12 protein-coding genes and 2 rRNA genes are annotated in these 16,563 nt (G+C 42.2%); all 14 read right to left on the bottom strand.

The genetic code is table 11. The features are described from left to right. Positions 1-79 precede the first annotated feature (79 nt). The 14 genes from JTI58_RS09515 to hslO all read right to left on the bottom strand — a co-directional run bounded on the left by JTI58_RS09515 (position 80) and on the right by hslO (position 16,547). Positions 80-3,007 (bottom strand): 23S ribosomal RNA (locus JTI58_RS09515). A 181-nt stretch (positions 3,008-3,188) separates the two neighbouring features. Continuing rightward, positions 3,189-4,740 (bottom strand): 16S ribosomal RNA (locus tag JTI58_RS09510). The 16S and 23S rRNA genes sit together here, the layout of an rRNA operon. Positions 4,741-5,513: 773 nt before the next feature. Beyond that, positions 5,514-5,795 (bottom strand): hypothetical protein, encoded by a 282-nt coding sequence (locus tag JTI58_RS09505; RefSeq protein WP_205446384.1) that lies wholly within the window; start codon positions 5,793-5,795, stop codon positions 5,514-5,516. A 208-nt stretch (positions 5,796-6,003) separates the two neighbouring features. After that, positions 6,004-7,506, bottom strand: a complete 1,503-nt coding sequence (lysS, locus tag JTI58_RS09500) for a lysine--tRNA ligase (RefSeq protein WP_205446383.1) — start codon at positions 7,504-7,506, stop codon at positions 6,004-6,006. A gap of 177 nt (positions 7,507-7,683) precedes the next feature. Continuing rightward, positions 7,684-8,724, bottom strand: a complete 1,041-nt coding sequence (dusB, locus tag JTI58_RS09495) for a tRNA dihydrouridine synthase DusB (protein ID WP_205446382.1) — start codon at positions 8,722-8,724, stop codon at positions 7,684-7,686. Between the two features lie 88 nt (positions 8,725-8,812). Beyond that, positions 8,813-9,325 (bottom strand): 2-amino-4-hydroxy-6-hydroxymethyldihydropteridine diphosphokinase, encoded by a 513-nt coding sequence (gene folK, locus JTI58_RS09490; protein ID WP_205446381.1) that lies wholly within the window; start codon positions 9,323-9,325, stop codon positions 8,813-8,815. Then, positions 9,325-9,690 carry a dihydroneopterin aldolase gene (folB, locus tag JTI58_RS09485; RefSeq protein ID WP_205446380.1) on the bottom strand — a complete coding sequence of 122 codons (366 nt, stop codon included), beginning with the start codon at positions 9,688-9,690 and terminating at the stop codon, positions 9,325-9,327. The genes folK and folB overlap by 1 nt, the downstream gene beginning before the upstream one ends. Beyond that, a complete protein-coding gene (folP, locus tag JTI58_RS09480) occupies positions 9,690-10,544 on the bottom strand; it encodes a dihydropteroate synthase (protein WP_205446379.1) in 855 nt (284 codons plus the stop codon). Before folP ends, folB begins: the two co-directional genes overlap by 1 nt. Positions 10,545-10,556: 12 nt before the next feature. Next, positions 10,557-11,396: an aminodeoxychorismate lyase gene (gene pabC, locus JTI58_RS09475; protein ID WP_205446378.1), complete on the bottom strand. Its 840-nt coding sequence runs from the start codon at positions 11,394-11,396 to the stop codon at positions 10,557-10,559. Beyond that, positions 11,397-11,978: an aminodeoxychorismate/anthranilate synthase component II gene (pabA, locus tag JTI58_RS09470; protein ID WP_205446377.1), complete on the bottom strand. Its 582-nt coding sequence runs from the start codon at positions 11,976-11,978 to the stop codon at positions 11,397-11,399. Continuing rightward, positions 11,975-13,405, bottom strand: a complete 1,431-nt coding sequence (gene pabB / locus JTI58_RS09465; protein WP_205446376.1) for an aminodeoxychorismate synthase, component I — start codon at positions 13,403-13,405, stop codon at positions 11,975-11,977. The genes pabA and pabB overlap by 4 nt, the downstream gene beginning before the upstream one ends. A 127-nt stretch (positions 13,406-13,532) precedes the next feature. After that, positions 13,533-14,462, bottom strand: coding sequence for a cysteine synthase A (gene cysK / locus JTI58_RS09460; RefSeq protein WP_205446375.1), 930 nt, complete (start codon positions 14,460-14,462; stop codon positions 13,533-13,535). A 248-nt stretch (positions 14,463-14,710) separates the two neighbouring features. After that, complete coding sequence (locus tag JTI58_RS09455) at positions 14,711-15,682, bottom strand: peptidyl-prolyl cis-trans isomerase (RefSeq protein ID WP_205446374.1); 972 nt, start codon at positions 15,680-15,682, stop codon at positions 14,711-14,713. After that, positions 15,666-16,547, bottom strand: coding sequence for an Hsp33 family molecular chaperone HslO (gene hslO, locus JTI58_RS09450; RefSeq protein ID WP_205446373.1), 882 nt, complete (start codon positions 16,545-16,547; stop codon positions 15,666-15,668). Before hslO ends, JTI58_RS09455 begins: the two co-directional genes overlap by 17 nt. Positions 16,548-16,563 lie beyond the last annotated feature (16 nt).

The raw sequence follows: 16,563 nt of genomic DNA, 5'->3' as shown, positions 1-16,563 counted from the left end.
AGTATAAATGCAAGCTTTTTTCAAAACTTTCTTGTTCTTTCAAAACTGGATAAACGGTACATTGAATGGTTCAAACGTTTTGGTTAAGTCCTCGATCGATTAGTATTCGTCAGCTCCATGTGTCACCACACTTCCACCTCGAACCTATCTACCTCATCGTCTTTGAGGGATCTTACTTACTTGCGTAATGGGAAATCTCATCTTGAGGGGGGCTTCATGCTTAGATGCTTTCAGCACTTATCCCGTCCACACATAGCTACCCAGCGATGCCTTTGGCAAGACAACTGGTACACCAGCGGTGTGTCCATCCCGGTCCTCTCGTACTAAGGACAGCTCCTCTCAAATTTCCTACGCCCACGACGGATAGGGACCGAACTGTCTCACGACGTTCTGAACCCAGCTCGCGTACCGCTTTAATGGGCGAACAGCCCAACCCTTGGGACCGACTACAGCCCCAGGATGCGATGAGCCGACATCGAGGTGCCAAACCTCCCCGTCGATGTGGACTCTTGGGGGAGATAAGCCTGTTATCCCCGGGGTAGCTTTTATCCGTTGAGCGATGGCCCTTCCATGCGGAACCACCGGATCACTAAGCCCGTCTTTCGACCCTGCTCGACTTGTAGGTCTCGCAGTCAAGCTCCCTTGTGCCTTTACACTCTACGAATGATTTCCAACCATTCTGAGGGAACCTTTGGGCGCCTCCGTTACCTTTTAGGAGGCGACCGCCCCAGTCAAACTGTCCGCCTGACACTGTCTCCTGCCCCGCTAAGGGGCATGGGTTAGAATTTCAATACAACCAGGGTAGTATCCCACCGACGCCTCCTTCGAAGCTGGCGCTCCGAGATCTCTGGCTCCTACCTATCCTGTACAAGTTGTACCAAAATTCAATATCAGGCTACAGTAAAGCTCCACGGGGTCTTTCCGTCCTGTCGCGGGTAACCTGCATCTTCACAGGTACTATAATTTCACCGAGTCTCTCGTTGAGACAGTGCCCAGATCGTTACGCCTTTCGTGCGGGTCGGAACTTACCCGACAAGGAATTTCGCTACCTTAGGACCGTTATAGTTACGGCCGCCGTTTACTGGGGCTTCAATTCGCAGCTTCGCTTGCGCTAACCACTCCTCTTAACCTTCCAGCACCGGGCAGGCGTCAGCCCCTATACGTCACCTTACGGTTTTGCAGAGACCTGTGTTTTTGCTAAACAGTCGCCTGGGCCTATTCACTGCGGCTCTCATGCGCTTGCACGCTCAAGAGCACCCCTTCTCCCGAAGTTACGGGGTCATTTTGCCGAGTTCCTTAACGAGAGTTCTCTCGCACACCTTAGGATTCTCTCCTCGACTACCTGTGTCGGTTTGCGGTACGGGCACCTCTCACCTCGATAGAGGCTTTTCTTGGCAGTGTGAAATCAGGAACTTCGTCCATACGGACTCGCCATCACAGCTCAACGTTACAGTGTGCGGATTTGCCTACACACACGCCTTACTGCTTGGACGCGCATATCCAACAGCGCGCTTACCCTATCCTACTGCGTCCCCCCATTTCTCAAACGGTGAGGAGGTGGTACAGGAATATCAACCTGTTGTCCATCGCCTACGCCTATCGGCCTCGGCTTAGGTCCCGACTAACCCTGAGCGGACGAGCCTTCCTCAGGAAACCTTAGTCATACGGTGGACGGGATTCTCACCCGTCTTTCGCTACTCATACCGGCATTCTCACTTCTAAGCGCTCCACCAGTCCTTCCGATCTGACTTCAACGCACTTAGAACGCTCTCCTACCACTGACATCGTAGATGTCAATCCACAGCTTCGGTGAATCGTTTAGCCCCGATACATTTTCGGCGCAGCGTCACTCGACCAGTGAGCTATTACGCACTCTTTAAATGATGGCTGCTTCTAAGCCAACATCCTGGTTGTCTGTGCAACGCCACATCCTTTTCCACTTAACGATTACTTTGGGACCTTAGCTGGTGGTCTGGGCTGTTTCCCTTTTGACTACGGATCTTATCACTCGCAGTCTGACTCCCGTGTATAAATATCTGGCATTCGGAGTTTGTCTGAATTCGGTAAACCGGGATGGCCCCCTAGTCCAAACAGTGCTCTACCTCCAGTATTCTCATCACGAGGCTAGCCCTAAAGCTATTTCGGAGAGAACCAGCTATCTCCAAGTTCGATTGGAATTTCTCCGCTACCCACACCTCATCCCCGCACTTTTCAACGTGCGTGGGTTCGGGCCTCCAGTAAGTGTTACCTCACCTTCACCCTGGACATGGGTAGATCACCTGGTTTCGGGTCTACGACCACGTACTAATTCGCCCTATTCAGACTCGCTTTCGCTGCGGCTCCGCCTTCTAAAGCTTAACCTCGCACGTAATCGTAACTCGCCGGTTCATTCTACAAAAGGCACGCTATCACCCATTAACGGGCTCTAACTACTTGTAGGCACACGGTTTCAGGATCTCTTTCACTCCCCTTCCGGGGTGCTTTTCACCTTTCCCTCACGGTACTGGTTCACTATCGGTCACTAGGTAGTATTTAGCCTTGGGAGATGGTCCTCCCGGATTCCGACGGAATTTCACGTGTTCCGCCGTACTCAGGATCCACTCAGGAGGGAACGAACTTTCGACTACAGGGCTTTTACCTGCTCTGGCGGACCTTTCCAAGTCGCTTCATCTAACTCGCTCTTTTGTAACTCCGTATTGAGTGTCCTACAACCCCAAGAGGCAAGCCTCTTGGTTTGGGCTCTTCCCGTTTCGCTCGCCGCTACTCAGGGAATCGATTTTTCTTTCTCTTCCTCCAGGTACTTAGATGTTTCAGTTCCCTGGGTCTGCCTTCAAGACGCTATGTATTCACGTCAAGATACTACGCGATTAAACGTAGTGGGTTCCCCCATTCGGAAATCTCCGGATCAAAGCTCACTTACAGCTCCCCGAAGCATATCGGTGTTAGTGCCGTCCTTCTTCGGCTCCTAGTGCCAAGGCATTCGCCGTGCGCCCTTAATAACTTAACCAAGTTATTAAGCCTATAAAAAACTTAAAAAAATAAATGTGTTTGTTACAATTTCAATGTCGTTTTATCCAGTTTTCAAAGAACAAGTTTTGAAGCAATTCATTCAGAAGAATGAACCTTCAAAACTGAACGCAAAACGTAATCTTACAAACCCAAGGTTTGTATTCCGAAATAATCCTTAGAAAGGAGGTGATCCAGCCGCACCTTCCGATACGGCTACCTTGTTACGACTTCACCCCAATCATCTATCCCACCTTCGGCGGCTGGCTCCAAAAGGTTACCTCACCGACTTCGGGTGTTACAAACTCTCGTGGTGTGACGGGCGGTGTGTACAAGGCCCGGGAACGTATTCACCGCGGCATGCTGATCCGCGATTACTAGCGATTCCGGCTTCATGTAGGCGAGTTGCAGCCTACAATCCGAACTGAGAACGACTTTATCGGATTAGCTCCCTCTCGCGAGTTGGCAACCGTTTGTATCGTCCATTGTAGCACGTGTGTAGCCCAGGTCATAAGGGGCATGATGATTTGACGTCATCCCCACCTTCCTCCGGTTTGTCACCGGCAGTCACCTTAGAGTGCCCAACTAAATGATGGCAACTAAGATCAAGGGTTGCGCTCGTTGCGGGACTTAACCCAACATCTCACGACACGAGCTGACGACAACCATGCACCACCTGTCACCGTTGCCCCCGAAGGGGAAACCATATCTCTACAGTGGTCAACGGGATGTCAAGACCTGGTAAGGTTCTTCGCGTTGCTTCGAATTAAACCACATGCTCCACCGCTTGTGCGGGCCCCCGTCAATTCCTTTGAGTTTCAGTCTTGCGACCGTACTCCCCAGGCGGAGTGCTTAATGCGTTAGCTGCAGCACTAAGGGGCGGAAACCCCCTAACACTTAGCACTCATCGTTTACGGCGTGGACTACCAGGGTATCTAATCCTGTTTGCTCCCCACGCTTTCGCGCCTCAGTGTCAGTTACAGACCAGATAGTCGCCTTCGCCACTGGTGTTCCTCCAAATCTCTACGCATTTCACCGCTACACTTGGAATTCCACTATCCTCTTCTGCACTCAAGTCTCCCAGTTTCCAATGACCCTCCACGGTTGAGCCGTGGGCTTTCACATCAGACTTAAGAAACCACCTGCGCGCGCTTTACGCCCAATAATTCCGGACAACGCTTGCCACCTACGTATTACCGCGGCTGCTGGCACGTAGTTAGCCGTGGCTTTCTAATAAGGTACCGTCAAGGTACAGCCAGTTACTACTGTACTTGTTCTTCCCTTACAACAGAGTTTTACGAACCGAAATCCTTCTTCACTCACGCGGCGTTGCTCCATCAGGCTTTCGCCCATTGTGGAAGATTCCCTACTGCTGCCTCCCGTAGGAGTCTGGGCCGTGTCTCAGTCCCAGTGTGGCCGATCACCCTCTCAGGTCGGCTACGCATCGTCGCCTTGGTGAGCCGTTACCTCACCAACTAGCTAATGCGCCGCGGGCCCATCCTATAGCGACAGCCGAAACCGTCTTTCAGTGTTTCACCATGAGGTGAAATAAATTATTCGGTATTAGCCCCGGTTTCCCGGAGTTATCCCAAACTATAGGGTAGGTTGCCCACGTGTTACTCACCCGTCCGCCGCTAACGTCGAAGGAGCAAGCTCCTTCTCTGTTCGCTCGACTTGCATGTATTAGGCACGCCGCCAGCGTTCGTCCTGAGCCAGGATCAAACTCTCCATAAAAGAAATTTGATTAGCTCAAATTGTTTTGCTGGCATCAATTTTGATGTCCAAAATTTTTGTTTCGTTCACTAGCAGAAGCTAGCTACTTAAAACTTTATTGATTACGTTTTGCTTGTTCAGTTTTCAAGGTTCATTTCGTAACCATCTTTCGACAGCAACTTTTACATTATAACATTTCTTCATTTTGTTGTCAACACTTTTTTAAAAAGGTTTTTCAAAAATTATCAGAGACAACTTTTAAATTATATTATAATCATTTATTTCTGTCAACATCTTTTTTTAAATTCATTTTTGAAGCTCGATGTTGTTAATTGCGTTGTCTTAACGACAAGTAATAATTTATCACGTTATAAAAAACTTCGCAAGTGTTTTTTACATAAAATCAATTTTATTTTAATAAAATTGATTTTATAAGCTATTTTGTGCATTTACGAGAGTTTTAATTATCGTATTCTCGTTTCTTACTTAATTATTTGTTTTACTATACATCTCTTTCTATTAAATCTCAACATTTTAAATTAAAATACTAATAATTTTATAGCTCTTAAAGTTGGTAGTTGTAGCTAACAAAATTCATTACTTTATATAAGAGATCATTCTTTTACAGATGTCCTTCTTCCTTGATAAAAACTACAAATCATACAAAATCGTTTATTCCTTCATAATAACTGTAACTGTAACTACAATCTATGTTACTTCAATCCCAACCTAAAATAAGCAGGCGCTAAAGTACGTCTTCTGTACTTTAGCGCCTGCTTATTTCTAAGATGCCCCTATTTTATGTCATTACTTTGAGGATCGACTATGTTTAAGCACCATAAGAAATTATCCCATGCGGAATACCAGCCACTGAAGATTTCAGAAGAATCATCCCAACGAACTTCAAATTTCTTGTGGCCATCTATTTCCACTAAATATAAGGTAAGCGTCTCGTCTTTTTTAGCAACGACTAATTTCATACCATGCTCGAGCTCTTCCTCCGTAAATGGAACATCGGAAACAGAACGTAATTGTGCCTGTTCAAATACTTGTTTGTTAATAATTTTGTAATTCATTATAAGCCCCCAATAAAATACTTCTTTTTTATACTTATTGTATTGAAAAACATAGAACTATAAAAGTATAACCTAAATTTAATCAACGTTTAAACAACTTAATTTTTTTCATTGAACAAAAAGAAGAGAATTCACTTATCTTGTGAATTCTCCTCTTCATACATTACTGCTCTTTTATAGCTCTATGAAAAACCTACACTACAATTTACTATTTTGTAATATGACGCATTGTTGGGAACAATAATACATCACGAATTGATGGTGAATTTGTTAGTAGCATGATTAAGCGGTCAATACCGATACCTAGACCACCTGTTGGAGGCATACCGTATTCTAATGCTTCAATGAAATCATTGTCCATTTCATGTGCCTCATCATTACCTGCTTCTTTTTCTGCTAATTGCGCTTCAAAGCGTTGGCGTTGGTCGATTGGGTCATTTAACTCCGTGAAGGCATTTGCATGTTCACGACGAACGATGAATAACTCAAAGCGATCTGTAAAACGCTCGTCCTCTGGATTTTTCTTCGCAAGAGGTGAGATTTCTACTGGATGACCAAATACGAATGTAGGCTGTACAAGTGTCTCTTCTACTTTCTGTTCAAAGAATTCATTGATAATATGACCTACTTCATGAACATCCTTCACTTCTACTCCATGCTCTTTAGCAAGCGCTTGTGCTTGTTCTTTTGTCATTGGCTGCCAGAAATCTACACCCGTTGCCTCTTTTACAGCATCTACCATGTGAACTCGTTTCCAACCTACCGCAAGATTAATTTGATCTTCTCCATATTGAACTGTTGTTGTACCTAGAACTTCTTGGGCAACATGTGCAATAAGGTTTTCAGTTAGAGACATGATATCTTGATAATCAGCATATGCTTCGTATAGTTCAATCATTGTAAATTCAGGGTTGTGGCGTGTAGAAATTCCTTCATTACGGAACACACGTCCGATTTCGTAAACTTTCTCTAAACCACCAACGATTAAACGTTTTAAGTGCAATTCGATGGCAATTCGCATATATAATTCCATATCAAGTGCATTGTGATGCGTAATAAATGGACGAGCAGCTGCGCCACCAGCAATTGTGTGAAGCATTGGAGTTTCTACTTCTAAGTATCCAGCATTATCTAAATAATTACGGATTGCACGGATAATTTTAGAACGAGTGATAAATGTTTTTTTGCTATCTTCGTTTGTCATTAAATCTAGGTAACGTTGGCGATAACGTTGCTCAACATCCTGTAAGCCATGGAATTTCTCTGGCATAGGACGTAGCGCTTTTGTCAGGAACGTGAATTCCTCAGCCTTTATAGAAAGTTCTCCCACTTGTGTACGGAATACGTTACCGCGCACACCTACGATGTCTCCTAAATCAGCTTGTTTAAATAATTCATACGCTTCTTCGCCTACATGATCTTGGCGAACATAAATTTGAATTTGACCACTTAAATCCTGAATATGCGCAAATCCAGCTTTTCCTTTACCACGTTTCGTCATAATACGGCCCGCAATAATAACCTCTTGAAGGTTTTCCTCAAGCTGCTCTTTTGTTTGATCTGCAAATTGCTCACGTACTTCTGTGGATAAATGTGTACGCTCAAAACGGCTTCCAAATGGATCTTGTCCGTTTTCTAGTATAGTTGTCATCTTTTGGCGTCTCACCAATAGTTGATCATTTAATTCTTCTATATTTGACACTTGTTTCACTCCTTAAGTAAATTGTCCGCGTTTACGTCCATAATATTTCTATTGTACACAATTTTAGTGCTGTAATCATCTGTTTCAGTTTATTTTCAACCTAATACAAAATAATTAATAATTCTAAAAATTAAAGTTGCAGCTAAAAGGCGCCTCTACCAAATTGTAGAGACGCCCATCATGTATCTATATAATTAATTCTTTGGCTTCTGGAACAATCAATTTAGATTCGCTCTCTTCATACTCCTGTACAAGACCATTTAACAATGCGCGAAGCTCTGCCGCAGTTTCAGTTTGGTTAATGGCATTGCGTGCTTTACCATTGCCGCGAATCCCTTTTAAATACCATGATGCATGTTTACGCATTTCCCGAACTGCAATTCCTTCTCCTTTTAATTGAAGAAGTCGTTCAAAGTGTAATAGACATACATCCATTTTTTCACGTACACCTGGTTCTTCTTTTAATTCACCTGTTTCTAGGTATTGAACCGTACGGTAGATCATCCATGGATTACCTAAAGCAGCACGTCCAATCATTACTGCATCTACACCTGTAGTTTCAAGCATGCGTTTCGCGTCTTGTGGTGTTTCCACGTCCCCATTACCAAGCACAGGAATGCTGACATTTTCCTTCACTTGACGAATGTAATCCCAATTCGCTTTACCTTCATACATTTGTACACGTGTACGACCATGAACTGCTACTGCAGATGCACCTGCCCGCTCAACAGCTTGGGCATTTTCAATTGCAAAAATATGCTCTTCGTCCCAGCCAATACGCATTTTTACGCTAACTGGTTTTTTGACGGCATCCACAACAGCCGCTACCATTTCATATACTTTATCTGGATTAAGTAGCAAGCGTGCACCCGCTTCACATTTTATGATTTTATTAACAGGGCATCCCATGTTGATATCAATAATATCAGCAGTTGTATTTTCATCCACATATTTTGCTGCTTCCACTAAGGTTGCTTTATCCCCACCAAAGATTTGCAATGACAGAGGATTTTCACGTTCATCGATATAAAGCATACCTAATGTTTTTTCATTTTTTTGAACAATGCCCTTATCACTAATCATTTCAGCGTATACGAGACCTGCACCAAACTCCTTAACCGTTAATCGGAAAGCAGAGTTACAAATCCCAGCCATTGGCGCTAATACTACTCGATTGTCCATGACAATATCGCCAATTTGAAATGGCTTCTCTGTTGACTGACCCAACGTTTTTCTTCCTCCTCTATAGGCTTTACCTATTTTTCTCTAGCTATCGTTAATGCTATACGCTGATAATTCATTCCTACACCATTACTTAATTCACCGTTGAAGGCTCATTAAAAAGTTTCCAGAAGATCACGCCTTCCTTTTCACAATCCATTTGCTGTAACAGATCATGCGCTTGTTGTAGCTGTTCATCCAGTGGTGAAGGTGTAATCTCTATAAGTGGTACTAGGACGAATGCTCGCTCATACATTCTTGGATGAGGAACAATTAAGCTCTCCGTTTCAATATTCTCTTGATTGTAAAGTAAAATGTCAAGGTCAATAACCCGTGGGCCCCAGCGAAATTCTTTTACACGCCCTAATTCCTGTTCGATTGCTTGGCAAATCTTCAACATCTCAGCAGACGATATATCTGTTTTTAGATGAACAGCTATATTTAAAAAATCTGCCTGATCCGTATAACCGACAGCTGCTGTTTCATAAACAGATGAAACACGAATTAGCTCAATTTCCTTCTTTTCCTTTAAAAGGGCTACTGCGTGCTGAAGATTCTCATATCTCTCTCCCATATTTGTTCCGATAGATAAATAGACATCCTTCATTAGAAATCACCTCTCGTTACCTCAACAGATACCTCTTTGTAATAGCCATGAATGGGTGGGTCTGGTTTAATGAGCTCTACACGAACGCCCTCTACTTTATCCGGATAGGTTGCTAAAATTGCATTCGCTATTTTCACAACAAGAGCCTCAATAAGCTTAAACGGTTCGCCTTCTACAATATCGCGACATAACGCATATACCTCTGCATAATTAACTGTATAAGAAAGATCATCCGTTTCCCCAGCTTTTGTCATATCTACTGCAAGCGAAACATTTGCTCGGAAGCGTTGACCTAGAGTCGTTTCCGCGGCTAACACACCATGATAGCCATAAAACTGCATGTCCTTTAAATGAATATAATCCATCAAGCTTCCTCCTTAAACAAACGTTTACCCACTAATACATCCGCCATATGTGTTGTACGCGCCATTTCCTTTACATCGTGAACTCTGATCATATGACAGCCCTTTTCAATTCCATAAGCGACTGTTGCACTTGTCCCTTCAAGACGCTCCTCAATAGGTAGCTTTAAAACATTACCAATCATTGATTTACGTGATGTTGCTAATAATACCGGATAACCCATAGCCACTAATTCCGTTAAGTGTTGCATCATAGCTATATTTTGTGCAGTATTTTTAGCAAAGCCAATACCTGGATCTAAGATGATATGATGCTCAGGGACTCCAGCTTGCTGTGCGATGGCAATACTTTTTTCTATATCTGCCTTCGCAGTCGTCCAAAAATCAACGCCATAATCCATATTTTCGCGATTATGCATTAAAATGATAGGAACATGTAAATCTGCAGCCACCTGAGCAATTTCTGGTTCTGCTTTCGCTCCCCAAATATCATTGATGATATGTGCGCCCGCTTCAATTGCAGCACGCGCTACACTTGCTTTATACGTATCAACAGAAATAACGGCCTTTACTTCTTTTGCTAATGCTTGAATAACAGGCACAATGCGTGCAATTTCTTCTTCATCTGAAATTCGTTCATACCCTGGACGTGTAGATTCCCCACCTACATCAATGATTTTTGCTCCTTCAGCTACCATTTTTTTCGCTTGAGCAACAGCAGCCACCACATTGTTATACTTTCCTCCATCAGAGAAGGAGTCTGGTGTAACATTTAGAATCCCCATAACAAATGTTTCTTGTGTATAGTCTAATGTAATACCATTAATCGTTAATGGTTTCGTATATTTTTCTAGCATGTAAACGCTCCTTTATCCTTGCTCCACTTCTTGAATAAATGCCCCATGCAAAAGCGAATAAATAGGTCCTTTATTGCCTAAAAATCGCTGGTTATCCAAGCTACTAATAGGCACAAGCTCTTGTACTGAATTGGTAATGAAGCATTCCGTACTCTGTAGTAAGTCTTCTTTTGTATAAAAGCCTTGCTGTACTTCGATATCTAGCGCATTGGCCTTCTCTATAATCCATGCACGAATAATCCCTGGTAAAATACCTGTCTCCAAGGAAGGCGTATATAGTATATCATTTTTTACCCAAAAAACATTTGATGTCACACCTTCAGCCACATAGCCTTGTTCCGTTAAAAAGAAACCTTCTTGTTTGGCCAGTGATGGCATTTCAAAGCGACCAAGTACGTTGTTGCCATAATGATGCGATTTAACTCGTACCCCTTGTTCAGGTGTATTGCGTGTTGTAGTAAGCCATTGTGCAATCTTTTCAGTACCACGCGGTGTGTCCTGAAGTTCCTTGCGAAAAACGATGACATTGGGTTGCCTATATTCTGTTGGCTGTAATCCAATATTATGCTCTCCAGCGGATACATTTAAACGGAAGTAGCCATCCTGACCGCCTGCCAGTTGATTTAGTTGTTGTACAACCTCAAGTAATACATTTTCAGAATAGGTTAAATGAATGTGATATTGTGATAAAGCATGCTGTAATCTTTCCATATGTTCTTCCCAGCAGAATACCTGACCCCTATATGTTCGGAACGTTTCAAAAAATCCCAAACCGTATAAAAACCCATGATCAAATGGCGAAATTCTCAAATCCTGGGCCGCCATATAGTTTCCATTCATCCAGCACTGCATCTATTTCACTCCTTCTACATACATCTCTATAAATTGGCGAAGAAGTTTTTTCCCTTGCTCCGTCATAATGGATTCTGGATGATATTGTACACCCTCAATTGGATATTCTTTATGACGAAGACCCATAATTTCTCCCTCTTCTGTCCAAGCTGTTACTTCTAGACACGCTGGTAATGTCTCCTTTTCTACAATAAGAGAGTGATAGCGAGTTGCTTGGAATGGATTTGGCATACCTTTATGCAAACCTACTTCTGCATGCAGCACGGGTGATGTCTTACCATGCATTAGACGTTCCGCTCGTATGACATTGCCACCAAATACCTGTGCAAGTGCCTGATGTCCAAGGCAAACCCCTAAAATCGGAATATTTCCCGCGAAATATTTAATAATGTTCAGGCTTTCACCCGCCTCATTCGGACTACAAGGTCCTGGAGAAATAACAATCATATCAGGTGCAAGTTGTTCTATTTCCTCTACTGTCATAACATCATTACGTTTCACAACTATCTCATGACCAAATTCACCCAAATATTGGACGATGTTATAAATAAATGAATCATAATTGTCGATCATTAAAATCATTTTGCTCGCTCCTCTGCCATTGCCTTCGCCTGCCACATTGCCTTCGCTTTGTTTAAAGATTCCTGATACTCTCTTTCGGGAACAGAGTCAATGACAATGCCTGCGCCAGCCTGAATATGCGCAACCCCATCTTTTATAAATGCTGTACGGATCACAATATTAAACTCCATATCACCGGTAAAGCCTAGCCAGCCGATTGAGCCTGTATATAAACCACGTCGTACAGGCTCCAATTCTTCAATAATTTCCATAGTGCGGATCTTTGGCGCTCCTGTAATTGTCCCACCTGGGAACATTGCGCGAATAACATCTGCATTCGTTTTGCCTTCTGCTATTTCTCCACGCACATTTGAAACGATATGCATGACATGTGAATAGCGCTCAATGACCATAAATTCATCCACTTCCACTGTTCCATAGGCCGATACTCGGCCTAAATCATTACGCTCTAAATCCACTAACATTACATGCTCAGCACGCTCTTTGTCATTTTCAATTAACTCCTGAGCCAACGCTAAATCTTCCACTTCGGATTTTCCTCTTGGTCGAGTACCCGCAATTGGTCTCGTCGACAACTCATTGCCTTGACGCTTGACTAATAATTCTGGTGATCCAGAAACAACAGCAAAATCAGGTGCTTCAATATAAGCCATATATGGTGAAGGATTAAACGCTCGAAGTGCCTCATAGACATCCATTGCAGTTGCATTTAGGTTCTTAGACTGACGAACAGATAAATTCACCTGAAAGACATCACCTTGCGCGATATACGTTTGTATTTTTTTAACCGCTGCCTCGAAATCAGCTCCTGCAAATGAAACAAGTAATTCGTTCTCATCATTCATAACTTCTGTAGCATTTGTTTTTTCAAATTTGCGCGCGCCTAATCCAGCCTGTGCTGCAACATGCCAGTTGTTAGCCCATTCTTCCAAGTTGACCTCATTATCTTCTAGCTTCATAAGTGTCACTGTATTTGTTTTCACATCATGTACTGCCCAACAATCAAAAATATAATAATAGATATCTGGTACTTGTAGGTCATCTATTGCCGTATTAGGAAGCTCCTCAATTTTACGGGCATAATCATACGCAACGAATCCAATAGCCCCTCCCTGAAAAACAGGAAGCTCTGCATTATAAGTAACCCGATATTCCGCCACAAGCTCTTCCAATAAGTCGAGGGACTCACCTTGTAAAACTTCTTGTCTACCATTTCTCCAATTTACTAAAAGCCCACCCTCTACTGATTGTGCGGTAGCTAATGGATTCCACGCAGCTATTGAAAAATGTCCACCACGTCCACTTTCTAAAAACACATGTGCTTGCTGAGTCTCTGTCTGATTTTTATAGCTATAAAAAAATGAATCTGCATCCATCGTTAATGTTTTCGTAAGTATTGTCTTCAAGTTATTTTCCCCTTTAAACATATGATGTGATTCCATCTTAACTTGATTATTACATAGAAGCGAATATTTTTATAATTTTCATAGTGTCCATTTTTTTGCATTAAAAAGGACTCCTTTTATAAAGGAGCCCTTACATAAAAAACTTTAATTAGTCTTCAAATTGATATAAAGGTGTTGATAGGTAACGCTCACCGTTAGAAGGCACAATAGCAAGAACATTCGAACCCTTACCTAAACGTTTTGCCGCTTCAATTGCAGCATAGATTGCAGCACCAGATGAAATACCACATAGGATTCCTTCTTCACGTGCTACTTTACGTGCTACTTCAAAAGCAACCTCATTTTCAACAGGGAATACTGAAGAATAGACTTCCGTATCTAAAACGGCTGGTACAAATCCAGCGCCAATTCCTTGAATTTTATGTGGCCCTGGTTGACCACCAGAAAGAACTGGTGAATCTTTTGGCTCAACAGCAATGATTTCAATGCTTGGATACTTTTCTTTTAAGACAGCACCCGCACCAGTGATTGTACCACCTGTACCAACACCAGCTACAAATGCATCAAGTGTTAGGCCATCAAATGCTTCTACAATTTCAGGACCTGTTGTTAGACGGTGAATTACTGCGTTCGCTGGATTCGTAAACTGTTGTGGCAGGAAGTAGCCATGCTCTGCAGATAGTTCTTCTGCTTTAGCAATTGCCCCCTTCATACCTGCTGGACCAGGCGTTAACACAAGCTCTGCACCATAAGCACGTAATAAATTACGACGCTCTAAGCTCATCGTTTCTGGCATAACTAAAATGGCTTTATAACCTTTAGCAGCAGCAATCATTGCAAGACCAATACCTGTATTACCAGATGTCGGCTCAATAATTGTGCCACCAGGTTTTAATGTCCCGTCTTTTTCCGCAGCTTCGATCATCGCTAAAGCTAAGCGGTCTTTTACTGAGCTTCCTGGATTAAAATATTCTAATTTTACATACACAGTACCTTCATTTTCACTTGTTGCATGATTTAATTTTACAATTGGTGTTTTACCAACTAATTCAGCTACCGAATTTGCTAATCTACTCATTTACTAATCCACTCCCAATCCCTACTATTTTTATAGGTTTTACTTATTTTGTATTTTATCAATTTTTCCATTCGATTGTCAATAAATAAAGCATATATTTTCAGAATATTTATCATTGCGTTGAAAAGGAAAAACTTTATCATCGGCTAAAGAAAAAGAATCTGCATCTATTGGGTAAATCACTACGAATGCCTGTAAGTTTGATCAGACTCATTTTACCCAGCAAAACCTGCAGACTCTTTCATGTATTATTTTTCTTTTTTAGACTCTCCATAATACCAAGTAGCATTAAATTCAGACCAAAATGCTTCTGGCGTAACAGATTGCGGCAATTGCTCTAAAGCTAATTCACGCTCAATATGTTCTTTCACATCGTCATATGTAAAGGATTGTCCTTCTAATACCTCTTGCACTTGAACAATGCCATAATGACCATTATCTAACTTAAAGGCTTTACTTACCTCATTTGCCTTTATCGATTTCACAGCATTAATAATTGCAGGGTCTAGATTTTCCTGATTCTCTGTAAGAAAACCAATATCTCCTCCTAAACTTGCTGAAGCACTATCAACAGAGATTTCTCGTGCCAGCACTGTAAAGTCAGAGCCATTTTTTAATTCACCCAATGCCTCATCAGCAGCTTTTTTTGAATCGACCTCAATAAAATTCGTACGATAGCTTGTTTTTGTATTATATAATCCTTGATTTTCCTCATAATACTTTTCAACGCTTTCTTCCTCTATCACTACGTCTTTCGTGAGTACCTTATCCAATATAAGCTGTGAACGAATCTTTTGGCGTAGTTGCTCTGCCGAAAGATTTTGCATGGCTGTATCAAACTTATCTTGAGCAGATCGCATTAACGCTAGTTCAAGATCAATTTCCTGATCAGTAACTTTAATTTTATATGTTTTTGCTGCCTTTTCCATTACTGTTTCATTCACTAAATTTTGCAGTGTTTCTTTACCATATCGTTCTTCCATGGCAATCATCCACTCTTGGCGTGTGATAACATCCCCGTCAATGGCAGCGACTTGTTCGTCGCTACCAATTTCTTGACCTTTGTTTGGGATCAACCAACTAATGAACCATAAAATATTTCCTAATAACAAAACGGCTATGACAGCTAAAGCAGGTTTTGTCTTTAAACGACGTTGCAATAAAGGCGTTTGGTTTGGTGTTACATTGGTTGAAGGTCGCCGATTACGCGTTGAGCTCATCAATAAACCCTTCTAGCTCATCTTTAGAAAAACTGTATGTCTCTAAGCAGAAGTGACATTGTGCTTCTGCACCGCCATCCTCATCAATCATTTCTCTAATTTCTGCTGTTCCTAGACCTAAAATTGCCGCACCAAACCGCTCTTTTGAACATTGACATTTAAATTCAACTGGCATGGAATCTAAAATTTGTAGATGTCCATTGCCTAATACAGCTTCTAAAATTTGCTCTGGTGTAAAACCTTTTTCAATCATTTTTGAAACAGGCTCTATTGTAGCAAGATGTTGTTCAATTTCAGTAATTGTTTCTTCCTCACAGCCTGGCATTAATTGAAGTATAAATCCGCCTGCTGCAAGAATAGTGTTGTCTGGGTTAACTAATACGCCTAAACCTACGGATGATGGTACTTGCTCAGATGTAGCAAAATAATAAGTAAAATCTTCAGCAATTTCGCCAGAAACAATTGGTGTTTGTCCTGAAAACATATCTCTCAAACCAAGGTCTTTAACGATTGTAAGAGCTCCTTCTGTTCCAACGCCTGCTCGAACATCTAACTTACCTTGCTCGTTTAAATCAAAGTGTACATGAGGGTTTGTCACAAATCCACGCACTTCTCCATGCGCATTACTATCAATTACCATTGGGCCAATTGGGCCGTTGCCCTCAATTTTAATCGTGATTTTCTCTTCACCTTTTAACATGGCTCCCATCATAACAGCCGCTGTCATTGAACGACCTAAAGCTGCTGATACAACTGGCCATGTATCGTGACGGCGTTGCACTTCTCCTACTGTGGCTGTTGTACGAGCTGCAAACACACGAACTTGCCCATTAAATCCTAAACCTCTTACTAAATAATCATTCATAAATGGAATGTCCCTC

It is taken from the genome of Lysinibacillus fusiformis (assembly GCF_016925635.1).
In the GTDB taxonomy this organism is placed as follows: domain Bacteria; phylum Bacillota; class Bacilli; order Bacillales_A; family Planococcaceae; genus Lysinibacillus; species Lysinibacillus fusiformis_F.
Note: the sequence above shows the minus strand (reverse complement) of the source record. Positions and strands in the feature narration are given on the sequence as shown.

Excerpts from the sequence above, each read along its gene's own strand:
- JTI58_RS09505 (WP_205446384.1), bottom strand. The coding sequence starts at position 5,795 with ATGAATTACAAAATTATTAACAAACAAGTATTTGAACAGGCACAATTA.
- folK (WP_205446381.1), bottom strand. The coding sequence starts at position 9,325 with ATGAAGGATGTCTATTTATCTATCGGAACAAATATGGGAGAGAGATAT.
- folB (WP_205446380.1), bottom strand. The coding sequence starts at position 9,690 with ATGGATTATATTCATTTAAAGGACATGCAGTTTTATGGCTATCATGGT.
- folP (WP_205446379.1), bottom strand. The coding sequence starts at position 10,544 with ATGCTAGAAAAATATACGAAACCATTAACGATTAATGGTATTACATTA.
- pabC (WP_205446378.1), bottom strand. The coding sequence starts at position 11,396 with ATGCAGTGCTGGATGAATGGAAACTATATGGCGGCCCAGGATTTGAGA.
- pabA (WP_205446377.1), bottom strand. The coding sequence starts at position 11,978 with ATGATTTTAATGATCGACAATTATGATTCATTTATTTATAACATCGTC.
- pabB (WP_205446376.1), bottom strand. The coding sequence starts at position 13,405 with ATGTTTAAAGGGGAAAATAACTTGAAGACAATACTTACGAAAACATTA.
- cysK (WP_205446375.1), bottom strand. The coding sequence starts at position 14,462 with ATGAGTAGATTAGCAAATTCGGTAGCTGAATTAGTTGGTAAAACACCA.
- JTI58_RS09455 (WP_205446374.1), bottom strand. The coding sequence starts at position 15,682 with ATGAGCTCAACGCGTAATCGGCGACCTTCAACCAATGTAACACCAAAC.
- hslO (WP_205446373.1), bottom strand. The coding sequence starts at position 16,547 with ATGAATGATTATTTAGTAAGAGGTTTAGGATTTAATGGGCAAGTTCGT.